The sequence below is a fragment of the Conexibacter sp. W3-3-2 genome (assembly GCF_009707605.1).
In the GTDB taxonomy this organism is placed as follows: Bacteria; Actinomycetota; Thermoleophilia; order Solirubrobacterales; family Solirubrobacteraceae; genus Paraconexibacter; species Paraconexibacter algicola.
This window is the reverse complement of sequence record NZ_WLYW01000001.1, coordinates 4,531,126-4,546,240: the sequence shown is the minus strand read 5'-3', so window position 1 is coordinate 4,546,240 and position 15,115 is coordinate 4,531,126. Positions and strand designations below refer to the sequence as shown.

General features: G+C 72.4%; 15 protein-coding genes. 2 read left to right on the top strand and 13 right to left on the bottom strand.

Annotated elements, in window-relative coordinates; all coding sequences use genetic code 11:
• The first annotated feature begins 66 nt into the window (after positions 1-66).
• On the top strand, positions 67-345 hold the full coding sequence (locus tag GKE82_RS21770) for a hypothetical protein (RefSeq protein WP_154734744.1): 279 nt from the start codon (positions 67-69) through the stop codon (positions 343-345).
• Here the strand turns inward: GKE82_RS21770 and GKE82_RS21765 are convergent.
• The 11 genes from GKE82_RS21765 to GKE82_RS21715 form a co-directional block, all read right to left on the bottom strand.
• Positions 317-1,513, bottom strand: a complete 1,197-nt coding sequence (locus GKE82_RS21765) for a glycosyltransferase family 4 protein (protein ID WP_154734743.1) — start codon at positions 1,511-1,513, stop codon at positions 317-319. The genes GKE82_RS21770 and GKE82_RS21765 overlap by 29 nt on opposite strands.
• A 57-nt stretch (positions 1,514-1,570) precedes the next feature.
• On the bottom strand, positions 1,571-2,869 hold the full coding sequence (gene glyA, locus GKE82_RS21760; protein ID WP_107569228.1) for a serine hydroxymethyltransferase: 1,299 nt from the start codon (positions 2,867-2,869) through the stop codon (positions 1,571-1,573).
• A gap of 170 nt (positions 2,870-3,039) precedes the next feature.
• Positions 3,040-4,113, bottom strand: coding sequence for a ribose 5-phosphate isomerase B (gene rpiB / locus GKE82_RS21755; RefSeq protein WP_154734742.1), 1,074 nt, complete (start codon positions 4,111-4,113; stop codon positions 3,040-3,042).
• A gap of 20 nt (positions 4,114-4,133) precedes the next feature.
• Positions 4,134-4,976: a peptide chain release factor N(5)-glutamine methyltransferase gene (gene prmC, locus GKE82_RS21750; RefSeq protein WP_196189373.1), complete on the bottom strand. Its 843-nt coding sequence runs from the start codon at positions 4,974-4,976 to the stop codon at positions 4,134-4,136.
• Positions 4,973-6,031, bottom strand: coding sequence for a peptide chain release factor 1 (prfA, locus tag GKE82_RS21745; protein WP_309233754.1), 1,059 nt, complete (start codon positions 6,029-6,031; stop codon positions 4,973-4,975). The genes prmC and prfA overlap by 4 nt, the downstream gene beginning before the upstream one ends.
• Before the next feature lie 131 nt (positions 6,032-6,162).
• Positions 6,163-6,390, bottom strand: coding sequence for a 50S ribosomal protein L31 (rpmE, locus tag GKE82_RS21740; RefSeq protein WP_107569220.1), 228 nt, complete (start codon positions 6,388-6,390; stop codon positions 6,163-6,165).
• 37 nt (positions 6,391-6,427) lie between these two features.
• Complete coding sequence (locus GKE82_RS21735) at positions 6,428-7,201, bottom strand: CARDB domain-containing protein (protein WP_154734741.1); 774 nt, start codon at positions 7,199-7,201, stop codon at positions 6,428-6,430.
• A 76-nt stretch (positions 7,202-7,277) separates the two neighbouring features.
• Entirely contained in the window at positions 7,278-9,029 is a 1,752-nt protein-coding gene (locus GKE82_RS21730; RefSeq protein ID WP_107569216.1) for an electron-transfer flavoprotein:ubiquinone oxidoreductase, read from the bottom strand.
• A 10-nt stretch (positions 9,030-9,039) separates the two neighbouring features.
• Entirely contained in the window at positions 9,040-10,011 is a 972-nt protein-coding gene (locus tag GKE82_RS21725; protein ID WP_154734740.1) for an electron transfer flavoprotein subunit alpha/FixB family protein, read from the bottom strand.
• Positions 10,012-10,023: 12 nt separating this feature from the next.
• Positions 10,024-10,737 (bottom strand): electron transfer flavoprotein subunit beta/FixA family protein, encoded by a 714-nt coding sequence (locus GKE82_RS21720; protein WP_230316250.1) that lies wholly within the window; start codon positions 10,735-10,737, stop codon positions 10,024-10,026.
• 195 nt (positions 10,738-10,932) lie between these two features.
• Positions 10,933-11,349, bottom strand: a complete 417-nt coding sequence (locus tag GKE82_RS21715; RefSeq protein WP_107569211.1) for a cobalamin B12-binding domain-containing protein — start codon at positions 11,347-11,349, stop codon at positions 10,933-10,935.
• 204 nt (positions 11,350-11,553) lie between these two features.
• On the opposite strand from GKE82_RS21715, the gene GKE82_RS21710 reads away from it, so the two are divergent.
• Complete coding sequence (locus tag GKE82_RS21710; protein ID WP_154734739.1) at positions 11,554-12,984, top strand: wax ester/triacylglycerol synthase family O-acyltransferase; 1,431 nt, start codon at positions 11,554-11,556, stop codon at positions 12,982-12,984.
• 24 nt (positions 12,985-13,008) lie between these two features.
• Here GKE82_RS21710 and GKE82_RS21705 read toward each other — a convergent pair whose 3' ends face one another.
• Together GKE82_RS21705 and GKE82_RS21700 are read right to left on the bottom strand one after the other, a co-directional pair.
• Complete coding sequence (locus GKE82_RS21705) at positions 13,009-13,347, bottom strand: plastocyanin/azurin family copper-binding protein (RefSeq protein WP_154734738.1); 339 nt, start codon at positions 13,345-13,347, stop codon at positions 13,009-13,011.
• 18 nt (positions 13,348-13,365) lie between these two features.
• Positions 13,366-15,033 (bottom strand): methylmalonyl-CoA mutase, encoded by a 1,668-nt coding sequence (locus GKE82_RS21700; protein WP_154734737.1) that lies wholly within the window; start codon positions 15,031-15,033, stop codon positions 13,366-13,368.
• Positions 15,034-15,115 lie beyond the last annotated feature (82 nt).

The following is a 15,115-nucleotide window of genomic DNA, read 5'->3' as shown; positions in this document are numbered from 1 at the left end:
TTCTACGAGCTACGGGACAACCTCCTCACCGCGATCCAGGGGGTCTACCGCGACCACGCGTCGCTCGTGCGCGCGGTCGTCGAGGCGGCGGCCGGCGGTCCGGAGGTCGCCGCGTTCTGGCGCTCGCTGCTCGGCCGCTTCGTCGACGCGGCCGCCGAGCGGATCGCCGCCGAGCGCCCGGAGGGGACGGTCCTCGGGGCCCCGCACCCGACCGCGTTCGCGCTCGTGTGGATGGTCGAGCGCGCCTTCTACGAGCAGCTCGCCCAGGGCGAGCCGTACGCGCCCGAGGAGCTCGTCGACGCGCTCTGCGGGATCTTCATGCGGACGGTGTACGGGGTCCGCTAGGACCGTCGTCCGCCCGCAGCGCCTGGAACTCGCCGGTCTCCATCGCCCGCGCCACCTCGGCGTCGACGTCCGCGGCCGCCCGGCCCGTGCGCCGCCGCAGCGTCACCCGGAACTTCAGGATCTCGAGCGTGTAGACGAGGTACACGCTGGCGGCGAGCACGAGCAGCCCGAGCCCGGCCATCACCGCCGTCCAGCCGGGGTCGAAGCTGCCGCCGTTGTCGGAGTAGGGGACGAACCGCAGCGCCACCGCGAACCCCGCCAGGCAGACCGTCCACGCGTAGAGGTACAGGACCGTCCGCCGCTGGCTGAAGCCGATCGCGCTGAAGCGGTGGTGGAAGTGGTTGGTGTCCGCCGCGTAGATCGGCCGGCGGTACTTCAGCCGCTTCAGGACGACGAAGGTCGTGTCCAGGAACGGCACCGCCAGGACGACGAGCGGGAACAGCAGGGCGAGGATCGCCTGCGTCTTGACCGCGCCCTCCACCGCGACGCAGCCCAGCAGCAGCCCGAGCAGGTTCGACCCGCAGTCGCCCATGAAGGCGCTCGCCGGGTGGAAGTTGTGCACGAGGAAGCCGAGCGCCGCCCCGCAGGTGATCGCCGCGAGCACGCCCGCGTGGTCGCGCTGCAGGTCGAACGCGATGATCGCGAACGCCGCCGCGGCGATCGCGCAGACCCCGGCCGCGAGGCCGTCGATGCCGTCGGAGAGGTTCACGACGTTCATCACCGCCACCAGCCCGACCACGGTCAGGGGCGCGCCCGCGCTGCCGAAGTCGACCGCGCCGAGGAACGGGAACGTGATGTTCGTGACCTCGACGCCGGCGGCGACCGGCACGCTCGCCGCCCCGACCTGGCCGAGCAGCTTGACCGCCGGGTGCAGGTCGAAGCGGTCGTCCAGCGCGCCGACGAGCGCGATCACGACCGCCCCGGCGAGGATGCCGTGCAGGCGGTCGCCGAGGATGCCGCCGAAGTCGAGGAACAGCAGGCCCGCGACGAGGACCGCCGCGAGCATCGCCAGGCCGCCGAGCAGCGGCGTGCCACCGGCGGCCAGTCCGCGGTCGCGCGGCCGGTCGACCGCCCCGACGGCCCGGGCCAGCCGGGACGTCAGCGGGGTCGCCAGGGCCGCGACCACGAAGGCCGCCACCAGGGCGAGGATGGCGTCTTCGACGGTCATGGCCGCCGGGAAGCCTACGCCCCGGAGCGGCCAGGCGGCCCCGGGGCGGCGTGGGGCTCAGACCGCGGCGCGGGCGCCCAGGTGCTCGTAGAGCGGGTGCTTGTCGGCGATCGCGACGACGCGCTCGGCGAGCTCCGCCTTGCGGTCCGCGAACTCGGGGGTCAGCGCGGTCGCGATGATCTCGCCGACCTCGGCGAAGTCCTCGACCGACAGGCCCCGGGTGGCGAGCGCCGACGCGCCGACGCGCAGGCCGCTCGTGACCATCGGCGGGCGCGGGTCGAACGGGACCGAGTTGCGGTTGACCGTGATGCCGATCTCGTGCAGGCGGTCCTCGCTCTGCTGGCCGTCGATCTCGCTCTCGCGCAGGTCGGCGAGCACGAGGTGCACGTCGGTGCCCCCGGTCAGGACGTTCACGCCGTGGCTGCGCGGCCCCTCGGCCAGCAGCGCGTCGGCGACCGCGCGGGCGCCGGCGATGGTGCGGACCTGGCGCTCCTTGAACTGCTCGCTCATCGCGATCTTGAACGCGACGGCCTTGCCGGCGACGACGTGCTCCAGCGGGCCGCCCTGCTGGCCCGGGAAGACGGCGCTGTCGATCTTCTTCTGGTGCTCCTCGCGGCAGAGGATGAGGCCGCCACGGGCGCCGCCGAGGGTCTTGTGGACGGTGGTCGTCACGACGTCCGCGTGCGGGACGGGGCTCGGGTGCACGCCCGCGGCGACGAGGCCGGCGAAGTGCGCCATGTCCACGAGCAGGTAGGCGCCGACCGCGTCGGCGATCTCGCGGAAGCGCGCGAAGTCGAGGTGGCGCGGGTACGCGGACCAGCCCGCGACGATCATCTTCGGCTTGCGCTCGTGCGCGATCCGCTCGACGGCGTCCATGTCCACGAGCCCGGTCTCGGCCGAGACCTCGTACGGGGCGATGTCGTACAGGCGACCCGAGACGTTGAGCTTCATGCCGTGCGAGAGGTGGCCGCCGTGCGGGAGCGCGAGGCCCATGACGGTGTCCCCGGGCTGCAGCAGCGCGTGGTAGACGGCGGTGTTGGTCTGGGCGCCCGCGTGCGGCTGGACGTTGGCGTGCTCGGCGCCGAACAGCTGCTTGGCGCGGTCGATCGCCAGCTGCTCGATGACGTCGACGTGCTCGCAGCCGCCGTAGTAGCGGCGGCCCGGGTAGCCCTCGGCGTACTTGTTGGTCAGCACGCTGCCCTGCGCGTCGAGGATCGCCTGCGGGACGAAGTTCTCGCTGGCGATCATCTCGAGCGTGCGCTGCTGGCGCTCGAGCTCGAGGCCGATCGCGTGCGCGACCTCGGGGTCGACCTCGGCGATCGGGCGGTTGAAGAAGTCGGACGGCAGGTCGGACACGGGCGTGCTCCCTTGCGGTGGCGGCGGACGTTGCGGGTGGTGCCCAGGCGCGCGGCGGTGTGGCTCTCGTCGCTCCCCGGTGGTCGTCTCCACCTCGTCGACCGGACGCCGTCCGGCCGCGGCTGCGCCAGTCGCGACGCCCCCAAGGTACCACCTGGGGGTGCGTGCTCCTACGCCTCGATGTCGGCGATCTGCCCGACGCGGCGGGCGTGACGGCCGCCCTCGAAGTCGGTGTCGAGGAAGGTGCGGACGATCTCGTCGGCCGTGCCGGGCTCGAGCCGGGCGCCCGACAGCGTCACGACGTTCGCGTCGTTGTGGCGCCGCGACATCTCCGCCTCCTGCGGGTCGTGCGCGTTGACCGCCCGGATGCCGCCGACCTTGTTCGCGACGATCGCGACCCCGACGCCCGACCCGCAGGCCAGCACGCCGCGCTCGGCCTCGCCGCCGGCGACGAGGGCGGCGGCGTCGCGCGCGAAGCCCGGGTAGTCGACGGAGTCCGGCGAGGTGGTGCCCACGTCGACGACCTCGTGCCCGGCGGCACGCAGCGTCGCGGCGACGTGCTCCTTGAGGTGGAACCCGGCGTGGTCGGAGCCGACGGCGATGCGCATGGGCGCGATCGTAGTGCTCAGACCAGCGCGGCGGCGACCTCGTCGGCGGCGACCAGGCCCTGCCGGACGATCCGGTGGTCGCCGTCCTGCTCGTAGGTCGTGAGGTCGACCACGGTCGACGGCGTGCCCGGCAGCTCCCCGGCGTCGAGGACGAGATCGGCCTCCTCGCGCAGCACCGGGTCGACCTCGTCCAGACGGCGCGCGTCCGGCCCCCCCGGCGAGGTTGGCACTGGACTGCAGCACCGGCCAGCGGACCTCGTGCAGCGCCGCGGCCTCCAGGCCGAGCGCGGGGATCCGCAGGCCCAGCACGTCCGGGGACGGCCCGCAGGCCAGCGGGAAGCGGTGCGCCGGGTTGGGCAGCAGCAGCGTCACCCCGCCCGGGGTCAGCCGGCGGACCGCCTCACGGGTGCGGTCGCCGAGCTCCGGCAGGGCGGTGAGCGCGAGCTCGCTCTGGAAGAACATGACCGCGGCGGGCTTGTCCGGGCGGCGGCGCTTGAGCGCGTAGAGGCGGCGGACCGCCTCCTTCTCGTCGGCGTCGCACGCCAGGCCGTAGACCGTGTCGGCCGGGAACACGGCGACGCCGGCCACGCTCATGCAGCGCTCGAAGGTCTGGGCGTCGGCGGAGGTGAGGGCCATCTGCCGAGGGTACGGACCGCTCAGCGCCGGGCGACCACCACGCGGTCGATCCCCGCGAGGTCGTCGTGCACGTCGGCGTGCGGGTAGCCGGCCCCCCGGGCGAGTCCGACGACCGCGCCGCGCTGCCCGATGCCGTGCTCGACCGCGACCCACGGCACGGCCACCGCCGCGCACGCCGGGAGCAGCCGGCGCAGCACGTCGAGCCCGTCCGGCCCGGCGAACAGCGCGTCCCCGGGCTCGTGCTGGACGACGTCGTGCATCATCGTCGCCCGGTCGCCGTCGGGCACGTAGGGCGGGTTGGAGACGACCGCGTCCCACGGGCCGTCGGGCGCCCCGTCCAGGAGGTCGGCCGGCGCGAACGCGACGTCGAGGCGCAGCCGCCGCGCGTTCGCCCGCGCGACCTCGAGCGCCGCGGCGCTGGCGTCGACGGCGTGCACCTCCAGGTCGGGCCGCTCGTCCTTCAGCGCGAGCGCGATCGCGCCGCTGCCGGTGCCGACGTCGAGCACGCGGGCCCCGGGCGGCAGCGCGGCGACCGCGAGCTCCACCAGCAGCTCGGTCTCCGGCCGCGGGATCAGCACGCGCGGGTCGACCGCGAGGTCGAGGTGGCGGAAGCCGCGCGTGCCCAGCAGGTAGGCGACGGGCTCGCGCAGCACGGTGCGGCGCCGCACGAGGTCGCGGAAGACCCGGATCGCCGCCCCCTCGACCGGGGTGTCGCGCTCGAGGAACAGCCGCGTGCGGTCCCAGCCCAGCGCGTGGGCGAGCAGCAGCTCGGCGTCGAGCTCCGGCGTCGCCGAGCCGCTGCCACGCAGCGCGACGAGCGCGCTGTCGAGGGCCTCCCGGACCGGGACGCCCGCGAAGCTCACGACCCGGCGCCGGCGGTGGTCTGCGCCTCGAGCCGGCGGCGCTTCTCGTCGGCGGTGAGCGCGGCGGTGAACTCGTCGAGCTCGCCCTCGAGGACCGCGTCGAGGTTGTGGGCGGTGAGCTTGATGCGGTGGTCGGTGACCCGGCGCTCGCCGTAGTTGTAGGTGCGGATCTTCTCGGCGCGGTCGCCGGTGCCGACCTGGGCCTTGCGGTCGGCCGACCAGGCGGCCTGCTGCTCGGCGAGCGCCGCCTCGTAGATCCGGGCGCGCAGCACGCGCATCGCCTTCTCGCGGTTCTGCAGCTGGCTCTTCTCGTCCTGCATCGCCACGACGATCCCCGTGGGCTTGTGCGTGATCCGCACCGCCGAGTCGGTCGTGTTGACCGACTGGCCGCCCGGGCCGCCGGAGCGGTACACGTCGATCTGGAGGTCGGACTGGTGGATCTGCACGTCGACCTCCTCGGCCTCGGGCAGCACCGCGACCGTGGCGGTCGAGGTGTGGATGCGGCCCTGGGTCTCGGTCGCGGGCACGCGCTGGACGCGGTGCGTGCCGCCCTCGAACTTGTAGACGCTGAACGCGCCGTCGCCCTTGACCGCGAAGGTGTACTTGCCGTCGCCGACGTCCATCGGCTCGACCGTGAACTTCAGCCGCTCCCCGTACTTCGTGAGCATCCGGTAGAGGTCGCCCGCCCACAGGCCGGCCTCCTCCCCGCCGGCGCCGCCCTGGATCTCGACGATGACGTTCTTCTCGTCGTTGGGGTCGCGCTCGACCATCGCCAGGCGCAGCTCCTCCTCGAGCTCCTCGAGGCGCGCGCGGCCGGCGTTCAGCATCTCGCGGACCTCGTCGTCCTCGCCCTCGGCCAGCAGCTCCTGGGCGCCGGCGACGTCGTCGGACGCGCGGCGCCACTCCTCGGCGAGCTTCGCGGCGACCTCGAGCTGGCGGTACTCGCGGCCGGTCTCGGCGTAGCGCTGCCGGTCCCCGATCACCTCGGGGTCGACCATCATCCGCTCGAGGTCCGCGAAGCGCGCCTCGATCTGCCCGACCAGCTGCTCGATCACCCCACGAGCGTAGAGGGAACCCGCGCGCGCGGGCGTCCGCCGCCCGGGACCGGCCCGTCAGGGCCCCGGACGACGAACGGCCCGCCGGGGTGGTCCCGACGGGCGCGTGGTGTCGCGGTGTGCGGTGGGCGCTAGCCCTGCGAGACGCGCTGATCGGCAGCGCGCTTGGCGGCGCGGCGCTTGAAGCGCTCGACGCGACCGCCGGTGTCGACCAGCTTCTGCCGGCCCGTGTAGAACGGGTGACAGTTGGAGCAGATCTCCACGTGGATCTCGGGCATGGTGGAGCGCGTCGTGAACTCGTTGCCGCACGTGCAGCGGACGTGCGCCTCGACGTACTCGGGGTGGATTGCGGTCTTCATCTCATCTACGAGTGTAGGGAACGCGTCCAGCGGGCGGTCAGCCGCACGGACGGACGGCGACGTTGTCGGTCTCGGAGACCTCGTCGATGCCGTCGGCCGGATCGACCTCGGCCCGCAGCTCCTGGCCGGGCGCGCAGCCGGCCAGCGGGAACGTCACGATCGCGGTGACGCCCGGCCCCAGCGGCGGCACGGTCTGCGACGGCTGCTCGACGCCGGCCACGCGCAGCGTCACCACCGCGGGGGCGAGCGTGTCGGTGCGACCGCCGTTGCGGACGGTGACCTCGGCGACCGGGCCGCCGTCGCCCATGGCGGGCCGCAGCCGCACGAGCTCGAGGTTCGGCCGCGGGTCCGGCTGCCGGCAGGCGGGCGTCGTGCGCTGGGCGCGGCGGACCGTGCGGCCCTCCGCGTCGACCCAGCGGAAGCGGACGACCGCCCGGTAGGCCCCGGGGGCGAGCCCCTCGACCCGCTTGGCGTAGACGAACCCGGAGACGCCGGGCCGCGACTTCTCCCACTCGCCGAAGGTCGGGGCGGCGACCCGCTCCCAGCCGCGGCGACCGGGCGCCTGGCGCTCGAGCGCGAAGCGGATCCACAGGCGCGAGGCGCCCCGGCGTGCCGGCATCGACGCGGTGAACGCGGCGCTGCCGCCCGCGACGTCCGTCGCCGGCTCGCAGGCGGTGAGCTTCGCGGCGAGCGTCGGCCGCGGCCCGGGATCGGTCGCGGCCGACGTCGGGGTCGCGGCGGACGCCACGGCGGGCGCCAGCAGCGCGACGGCGCCGGCGACGGCGCCCAGGACGGGGGGACGGAACGGCATGGTCACCCCCACGAACAGGCGAGGGGCGCAGATGTTGCGCCCCTCGCGGTCCTGCTCGATCGTGCTCGTGCCCGGATCAGGTGATCTGGTAGAGCGGGCCGTCGCCACCCTCGGGGGTGGTGAGGCGACCGCCCTTGGCGGTGATCGCACCGCACTGCACGCAGTTCGTGTAGTTCACGACGACGTTGACCTTGCCCGTCTCGGGCTCGTCCTCGGGGATCTCGTACACGCCGGCCGGGCACATCCAGACCCACGTCTCCGCGACCTCGCGGGGGACGTTCTTCTGGACGCGGATGTGGTTCGGCGCGTCGTCACGGGTCGCGTTGCCCGTGATGTAGACCGAGGACAGCTTGTCGAACGTGTACTTCCCGTCCGGCTTGACGTAGCGGTCCTTCGTCTTGCCGATGAACATCGGCTTGTGGTCGTTGCGGTGCCACGCCAGGCGCCCGGGCAGCTTGCCCTTGGTGACCTGGTGCAGGCCGGAGATCGGGCCGCCGATCAGCAGGCCCTTCTGCAGCGGCTGGCGCGCGTTGCGCACCTCCCACAGCTCCTTGCCGACCGTCGACTCCTCGATCGCCTGCTCGTAGGACTCGAGGCTGCTCTCGCCGGTCTTCAGCGCGTTGAAGATCGCCTCACCCGCGAGGATGCCGGACTTGATGCAGTGGTGGACGCCCTTGAGCGCCAGCGTGTCGACCATGCCGCCCGCGTCGCCGACGATCAGCGCGCCGGGCATGCTGAGCTTCGGCATCGACCAGTAGCCGCCGCCCGGGAGCGCCTTGGCGCCCCACGCGACGCGCTCGCCGCCCTCGAGGATCTTGCGGACCAGCGGGTGCGTCTTGAACGTCTGGAGCATGTCGTGCGGGGACGTGGTGGCGTCCGCGTACTCGAGCTCGACGACGAAGCCGATCGAGACCAGGTCCTCCCCGGTCTTCTCGTCCTTCATCGGGTAGATCCAGGTGCCGCCGACCTGCCCGTACTTCGGGCTGATCGCCAGCGGCCACGGGCCGAGCGTGTGGATCAGGCGGTCCAGCGGCTTCGGGACCTTCCAGACCTCCTTGACGCCGAGCTCCCAGACCTGGGGCTCGCGGTTCTCCGCGAGGTCGAACTCGCGGATCGCCGCACCGGTCAGGTGGCCCCAGCAGCCCTCGGCGAGGACCGTGTGCTGGGCGACGATGTCGGTGCCGGGCTCGAAGTTGCCGAGCTCCTGGCCCTCCTTGCCGCGGCCCTTGTCGCCCGAGCGGACGCCGCGGACGCGGCCGTCCTCGACGAGCAGCTGGGTCGCCGCGGTCTCGGTGAGGATGTACGCGCCGGCCTCCTCGGCGACGCGCGCCTGGTAGCGGGCGAGCGCCGAGACCGAGATGACCTCGTTGCCGTGGTTCTTGAAGTTCGGCGGCGTCGGGACGCGCAGGGAGATCTTCGAGGTGGGCGTCGCGTAGACCGCCTCCTTCGTGACCTCGCCGTAGGCGAAGCCCTCCTTGCGCCAGTCCTCCCGGGTCATGTCCGGGAAGAGCTCGAGCAGCGGGTCGGGGCGGACGACCGCGCCGGACAGCGTGTGCCCACCGCAGACCTTCGCCTTCTCGACGATCGCGACGGGCACCTCGCCGAGGCGCTCCATCACGTCGCCGCCGTTCTCGGCGTCCTCGTGCAGCAGCTGCAGGAGCCGGTTCGCGGTCGCGAGACCGGCGGTGCCGCCACCGACGATGGCGACGCCGACCTCGATGATCTCGTCCTCGGGGTCGACCTCCCGCTTGATGAACTCCTGCTGGGTGTTCACCGGCGGCGGGTAGGCCGCGGGCGCGGTCTTCCCGTTCTTCGTGGTGGCGGCCATGCCGTGCTCCTTAGCCCTTCTTCGCCTTGATGGCCTCGGTCAGCTTCGGGAGGATCTTGTTCAGATCGCCGACGATGCCGAGGTCGCTGAACTCGAAGATCGGGGCGTTCGCGTCCTTGTTGATCGCGACGATGTTCTCCGAGGACTGCATGCCGACCTTGTGCTGGATCGCGCCGGAGATGCCGGCCGCGAGGTACAGCTTCGGCGCGACCGTCTTGCCGGTCTGGCCGATCTGGGCGGCGTAGGGGTACCAGCCGGCGTCGACGACCGCGCGGGTCGCGGCGACGGCGGAGTTGCCACCGAACGCGGCGGCGAGCTGGTCGCAGAGGTCGAAGCCCTCCGCCTTGCCCAGGCCGCGACCGCCGGCGACGAGGACGTCCGCGCCCTCGATGTCGACGTCGGCGCCGCGCTGCTCGCCACGGGTACGCAGGGTGGCCTTGCCGGCCTGCGGGGACAGCTCGACCGCGACGTTCTCGACGGCCGCGTCGCCGCCGGACTGCTTGATCTCGAACGCGTTGAGGCGGCCGATGATGATGCCGATGTCCGAGCGGAACTTGATCTCGGAGATCGAGGAGTCGCCGAGGATCGGACGCTCCGCGACGAGCTCGCCGCCCTGGACGGTCACCGCGGTGACCTCCATCGCGACGCCCGCGCCGAGGCGCGCGGCGAGGCCGGCGCCGATCTCGAAGCCCAGGAGGCCGCCGCCGAACAGGACGTACTTGTAGTCGCCGCCGTTCAGGACGCCCGCCATCGCGTCGATCGCCGGACCGGCCAGGCCGGCCGGGGCGTCCGCCACGAAGACCTTCTTGGCGCCGTACGCGCCGAGCGAGCCCGCGACGTCGGCCGCGCCGTCGCCGATCAGGATCGCGTGCGCCTCGCCGCCGAGCTCGCCCGCGAGCTTCGCGGCCTCCGACACGGCGCCGAGGGAGTTCTTGTTGACCGCGCCCTCGTAGTGGAGCGCGTAGACCAGGATGTTCGCCATGGTGATGTCTCCTTAGATGAGCTTGCGCTCGTCGAGCCAGGCGACGATCTTCTCGACCGTCTCGGCGGTGTCCTCGTCCTCGATGATGGTGCCGGCGGCCTTCTGCGGCGGGGCCTTCGCGGCGGTCCACTGGGCGGCGGAGTTGTCGGCGCCGACCTTCGAGGTGTCGATGTCGACATCGCCGGTGGCGACGGTGTCGAGCGGCTTCTTCTTCGCGCCCATGATCGCCTTCAGCGACGGGTAGCGCGGCTCGTTGATGGCGTCACCGACGGAGATGACGGCCGGGAGGCCGACCTCGACGGTGTCGTAGCCGTACTCGGCCTGACGCTCGCACACGAGGGTCTCGCCCTCGACGTCGAGCTTGATGACCTGCGTCAGCGAGGGGGCGCCCAGGTGCTCGGCGACGACGGCGCCGATCGTGTAGCACTCGCCGTCGTCGGACTGCTGACCCAGCAGGACGAGGTCGGGGTTCTCGCGCTTGAGCGTCTGCGCGAGCGCGTAGCCGGTCGCGGCCACGTCCGAGCCGGCGACGGCCGGGTCGGTCAGGTGGACGGAGCGGTCGGCACCCAGGGACACGGCCTTGTGGAGCGCGCGGACGGCGGACTCCGGGCCCATCGTGACGGCGACGATCTCGTCGACGGCGACGCCGCCTTCCTTGATCTGCATCGCGGCCTCGATGGCGTGCGTGTCGTACGGGTTCAGGTTCTTCTCACCACTGCGATCCATGCGACCCGTGCTGGGGTCGACACGCTTCTGGACAGCGGCGTCCGGGACCTCTTTGACCAGGACGGCGATCTTCACTGCGGCCTCCTCGGGGGGAAACGAACGTTCGGGAGTGTACCTGCGTGATTGACTGACGAGTCAATCGAGGCGCGACGGCATGACATACCCCCGCGCCATGGGCGACGTTACGAGCGGGATCTACTCCCGCTCGGCGACGGCGCCCTGGATGAAGTCGATGATGTCGCTCGTGGGCGCGCCGGGGGTGAACACCTCCGCCACACCGAGCTTCTTCAGCTCCGGGATGTCGTCGGCGGGAATCGTCCCGCCGACGGTGACGAGCACGTCGTCGATGCCCTGCTCCTTCAGCAGCTCGACGATGCGCGGCACCAGCGTCATGTGCGCGCCCGACAGGATGGACAGACCGACCGCGTCGGCGTCCTCCTGGATGACCGTCTCGACGATCTGCTCCGGCGTCTGGTGGAGGCCGGTGTAGATGACCTCCATGCCCGCGTCCCGCAACGCCCGGGCGATGATCTTCGCGCCACGGTCGTGGCCGTCGAGTCCCGGCTTGGCGACGACGACGCGGATCTTCTTCTGGGCGGTGCTGGTGGACATGCGATGGAGCTCCTCGGCGGGCGGACGGGCGCGGTCGGAAGTCTAGTCAGGTGGACGTCCACGTGACGGCTGGGCGCGCGCGCGTGTTACTAGGTAGGCCGCGCCGACGTCGCACGGCTCGACGCGGCGGACGGGCACGGGGCCGCGGATCTGGACCGGGTGTCCGTGGCGCGCGGGCCGCGCCGGCGCGACGATCGTCCCACCATGCCCCGCTCCCGCCTCTCCACCCTCGACGCGTCGTTCTTCCGGGTCGAGACGGCGAGCGCGCACATGCACGTCGCCTGGAAGGGGCGCTTCGCCCCGCGCGCCGACGGGCGACCGGTGACGATCGAGGCGCTGCGCGCGTCGGTGTCGGCCCGGCTGCGGTACGCCGAGCGGTTCCGTCAGCGCGTCGCGTTCCCGCCCGCCGGCTTCGGGGAGCCGGTCTGGATCGACGACGAGCGGTTCGACATCGCCGCGCACGTCGTCCCGATGTCGGCCCCGGACGAGCCGCTGTCGCGGGCCCGCTTCGACGAGCTCGTCGACCGCTGCCTCTCGACGCCGCTGGACCGCGCCCGCGCGCTGTGGCGCATCGAGCTCGCGCCGCAGCTCGAGGACGGCACGATCGGCATGGTCATGAAGATCCACCACGCGATGGTCGACGGCAAGAGCGCGGTCGAGCTCGCGCTGCTGCTGCTCGACGTCAGCGCCGACGCCGACCACGGCGACCCGGACGAGTGGACCGCCCGGGCCGCGCCCGGACCGACGCGCCTGGCGCTCGAGGCGCTCGCCGACGGCGGCCTCGAGTCACTGCGGGCCGCGGGTGGCCTGGCGCGGATGGCGCGCAGCGGACCCGGGGGCCTGCGCTCCGGCGTGCGGCTGGCGGACACGCTGCGCCGCGCGGCGCTCTCGGTCGGCGAGGACGTGCTGAAGCCCGCACCGTCCTCCTACGTCAACCGCCCGATCACCGCGCACCGTGCCCTCGTGCACCACACGACGGCGATCGGGCCGCTGCTGGACGTCAAGCGCCGCCACGGCGTGACGCTCAACGACGTCGCGCTGTGCGTTGTCAGCGGGGCGCTGCGCGAGCTGTCGATGCGCGCCGGCCGGGTGCCGGCCCCGCTGAAGGTCATGGTGCCGGTGAGCACGCGCGCCGCGGAGGAGGCGGGCGACCTGGGCAACCGGATCTCGTTCGTGTTCGTCGAGCTGCCGGTGCAGTTGCACCGGCCGGCGGAGCGGCTCGCGGCGATCCACGCGGAGACCTCGCGATTCAAGGACCAGGGTCGTGCGGGCGGCGGCGAGACGCTGATGGGGGCGCTCGGCGTCCTCCCGGAGCCGCTGAAGGAGGCGGCCGCCCGGCTCGCGGCGAGCCCGCGGACCTACAACCTGACCGTGTCCAACGTGCCCGGGCCCCGGATGCCCGTCTACCTGCTCGGGGCGGAGCTGATCGAGGCGGCACCGGTCATCCCGATCACCGACGGCCACGCGCTGTCGATCGGCATCTTCACGGTCCGTGACGAGGTGACCTTCAGCGTCTACCTCGATCCGACGGCGCTGCCGCAGGCGCTCGAGCTGCCGCAGGCGCTCAGCGCCGCGGCGCTCGAGGTCGGCGCCATCGCAGGCCCGCGCCGCGCCCGCAGCGCGGACGCGGCCTGAACCGCGGACCCGCGACGGGGCGGCTCAGGAGGCCTTGACGGTGATCTTCATCGTGCCCGGGTGCACGTCGCACACGAAGCGGTAGGTCCCCTTGGCGGGCACCTTGAACGAGCCGCTGCCCTTCTGCGAGATGCCGGTGCGCAGCGCCTTGCCCGCGCCGGAGGTCTTGCGGACGTTGTGCGGCGCGGAGGTGCTCCACGTGAATCGGACCGTGTCGCCCTTCTTGACGCTCAGGCTCTTCGGCGACCAGGTGTTCGCCGAGGTGGCCTTGACGGTCTTCGTCGCGGCCATGGCAGGGATGGCGACGACGCCGGCGCCGGCGGCGACGAGCGCGGCCGCGGCGACGAGGGACGGCTTGGTCATGTGGACTCCTGTGTGGTGTTAGAAGACGGGCGCCTCGGTGTACTTCCCGAACACGTCCTGGAGGGCCTCGATCATCTCGCCCTCCGTCGCGTGCACCCGGGCCGCCTCGATGATCGGCGGCATCAGGTTGGCATCGTCCTGTGCGGCGAGTTCCTTCAATCGGATCAGTGCCGCCTCCACCGCACCGGAATCCCGGCGCGCGCGGACTCCCTGCAGGCGGTCGACCTGCTTGCGCTCCAGCGCCGGATCGACCTTGAGGATCGGGGTGTCGCCGTCGTCGCCCTCGGTGTAGCGGTTGACGCCGACGACGATCCGCTTCTGGGCCTCGATCTCGACCTGCAGGTCGAAGCTCGCGTCGGCGATCTCGCGCTGCGGGTAGTTGCGCTTGACGGCCTCGACCATGCCGCCGAGCTCGTCGATCTTCGCGAAGTACTCGTAGGCCATCTCCTCCATGCGGTCCGTCAGGGACTCCACGAAGTAGCTGCCGCCGAGCGGGTCGATCGTGTTCGTGACGCCCGTCTCGTGGGCGATGATCTGCTGCGTGCGCAGCGCGATGCGGACCGCGTCCTCGGTCGGGAGCGCGAGCGCCTCGTCGTAGGAGTTGGTGTGCAGTGACTGGGTGCCACCGAGCACGCCGGCGAGCGCCTCGATCGCCGTGCGGGTGATGTTGTTCAGCGGCTGCTGCGCGGTCAGGGAGACACCGGCCGTCTGCGTGTGGAAGCGCATCAGCCACGACTTCGGGTTCTTGGCGCCGTAGGTCTCGCGCAGCTCGCGCGCCCAGATCCGGCGGGCGGCGCGGTACTTGGCGATCTCCTCGAAGAAGTCGATCTGGGCGTTGAAGAAGAAGCTCAGACGCGGCGCGAAGTCGTCGACGTCGAGGCCGCGGTCGATCGCCTGCTCGACGTAGGTCAGGCCGTCCTTGAGCGTGAAGGCGAGCTCCTGCGCGGCGGTCGCCCCCGCCTCGCGGATGTGGTATCCGGAGACCGACACCGAGTTCCAGCGCGGCATGTTCTGCGTGGAGTACTCGATCATGTCCCCCAGCAGGCGCATCGCCGGGTCGATCGGGAAGCACCACTCCTTCTGGGCGATGTACTCCTTGAGGATGTCCGCCTGGATCGTGCCGTTGAGCTTGTCCGGCGTGATCGCCCCGCCCGCCTGCCGCTCCGCGGCGACGACGTAGTAGGCGAGCATGATCGCGGCCGGGGCGTTGATCGTCATCGACACCGAGACGTCGCCGAGGTTGATGCCCTGGAACAGCGTCTGCATGTCGTCGACGGTGTCGACGGCGACGCCCTCGCGGCCGACCTCGCCCAGCGACAGCGGCGAATCGGAGTCGTGGCCCATGAGCGACGGCATGTCGAACGCGGTCGACAGGCCGGTCTGGCCGTGGTCGAGGAGGTAGCGGAACCGCTCGTTGGTCTCCTCGGCCGTGCCGAAGCCCGCGAACTGCCGCATCGTCCACAGCCGCGTGCGGTACATCGACGGGTAGACGCCACGGGTGAAGGGGTACTGGCCCGGCAGGCCCAGGCCCGCCTCGTCGTCCTTGCCGGCCCGGTCCTGCGCGGTGTAGAGCGGCTTGACCGGCTCGGCGCTGAGCGTCGTGAACGGGACGTCGCGCTCCCCGGCGAGGCCGTAGGCGGCCTTCCACTCGTCGAGGGTCGTCGGGGTGCTCGTGGGCGTGGCCATGAGGAGGCTCCGGGATCGGGTTCCAGGGAGATAGGTGGAAGTCCGCCTATCTCGACGGCGACAATGGTACCGGATAGGTGGA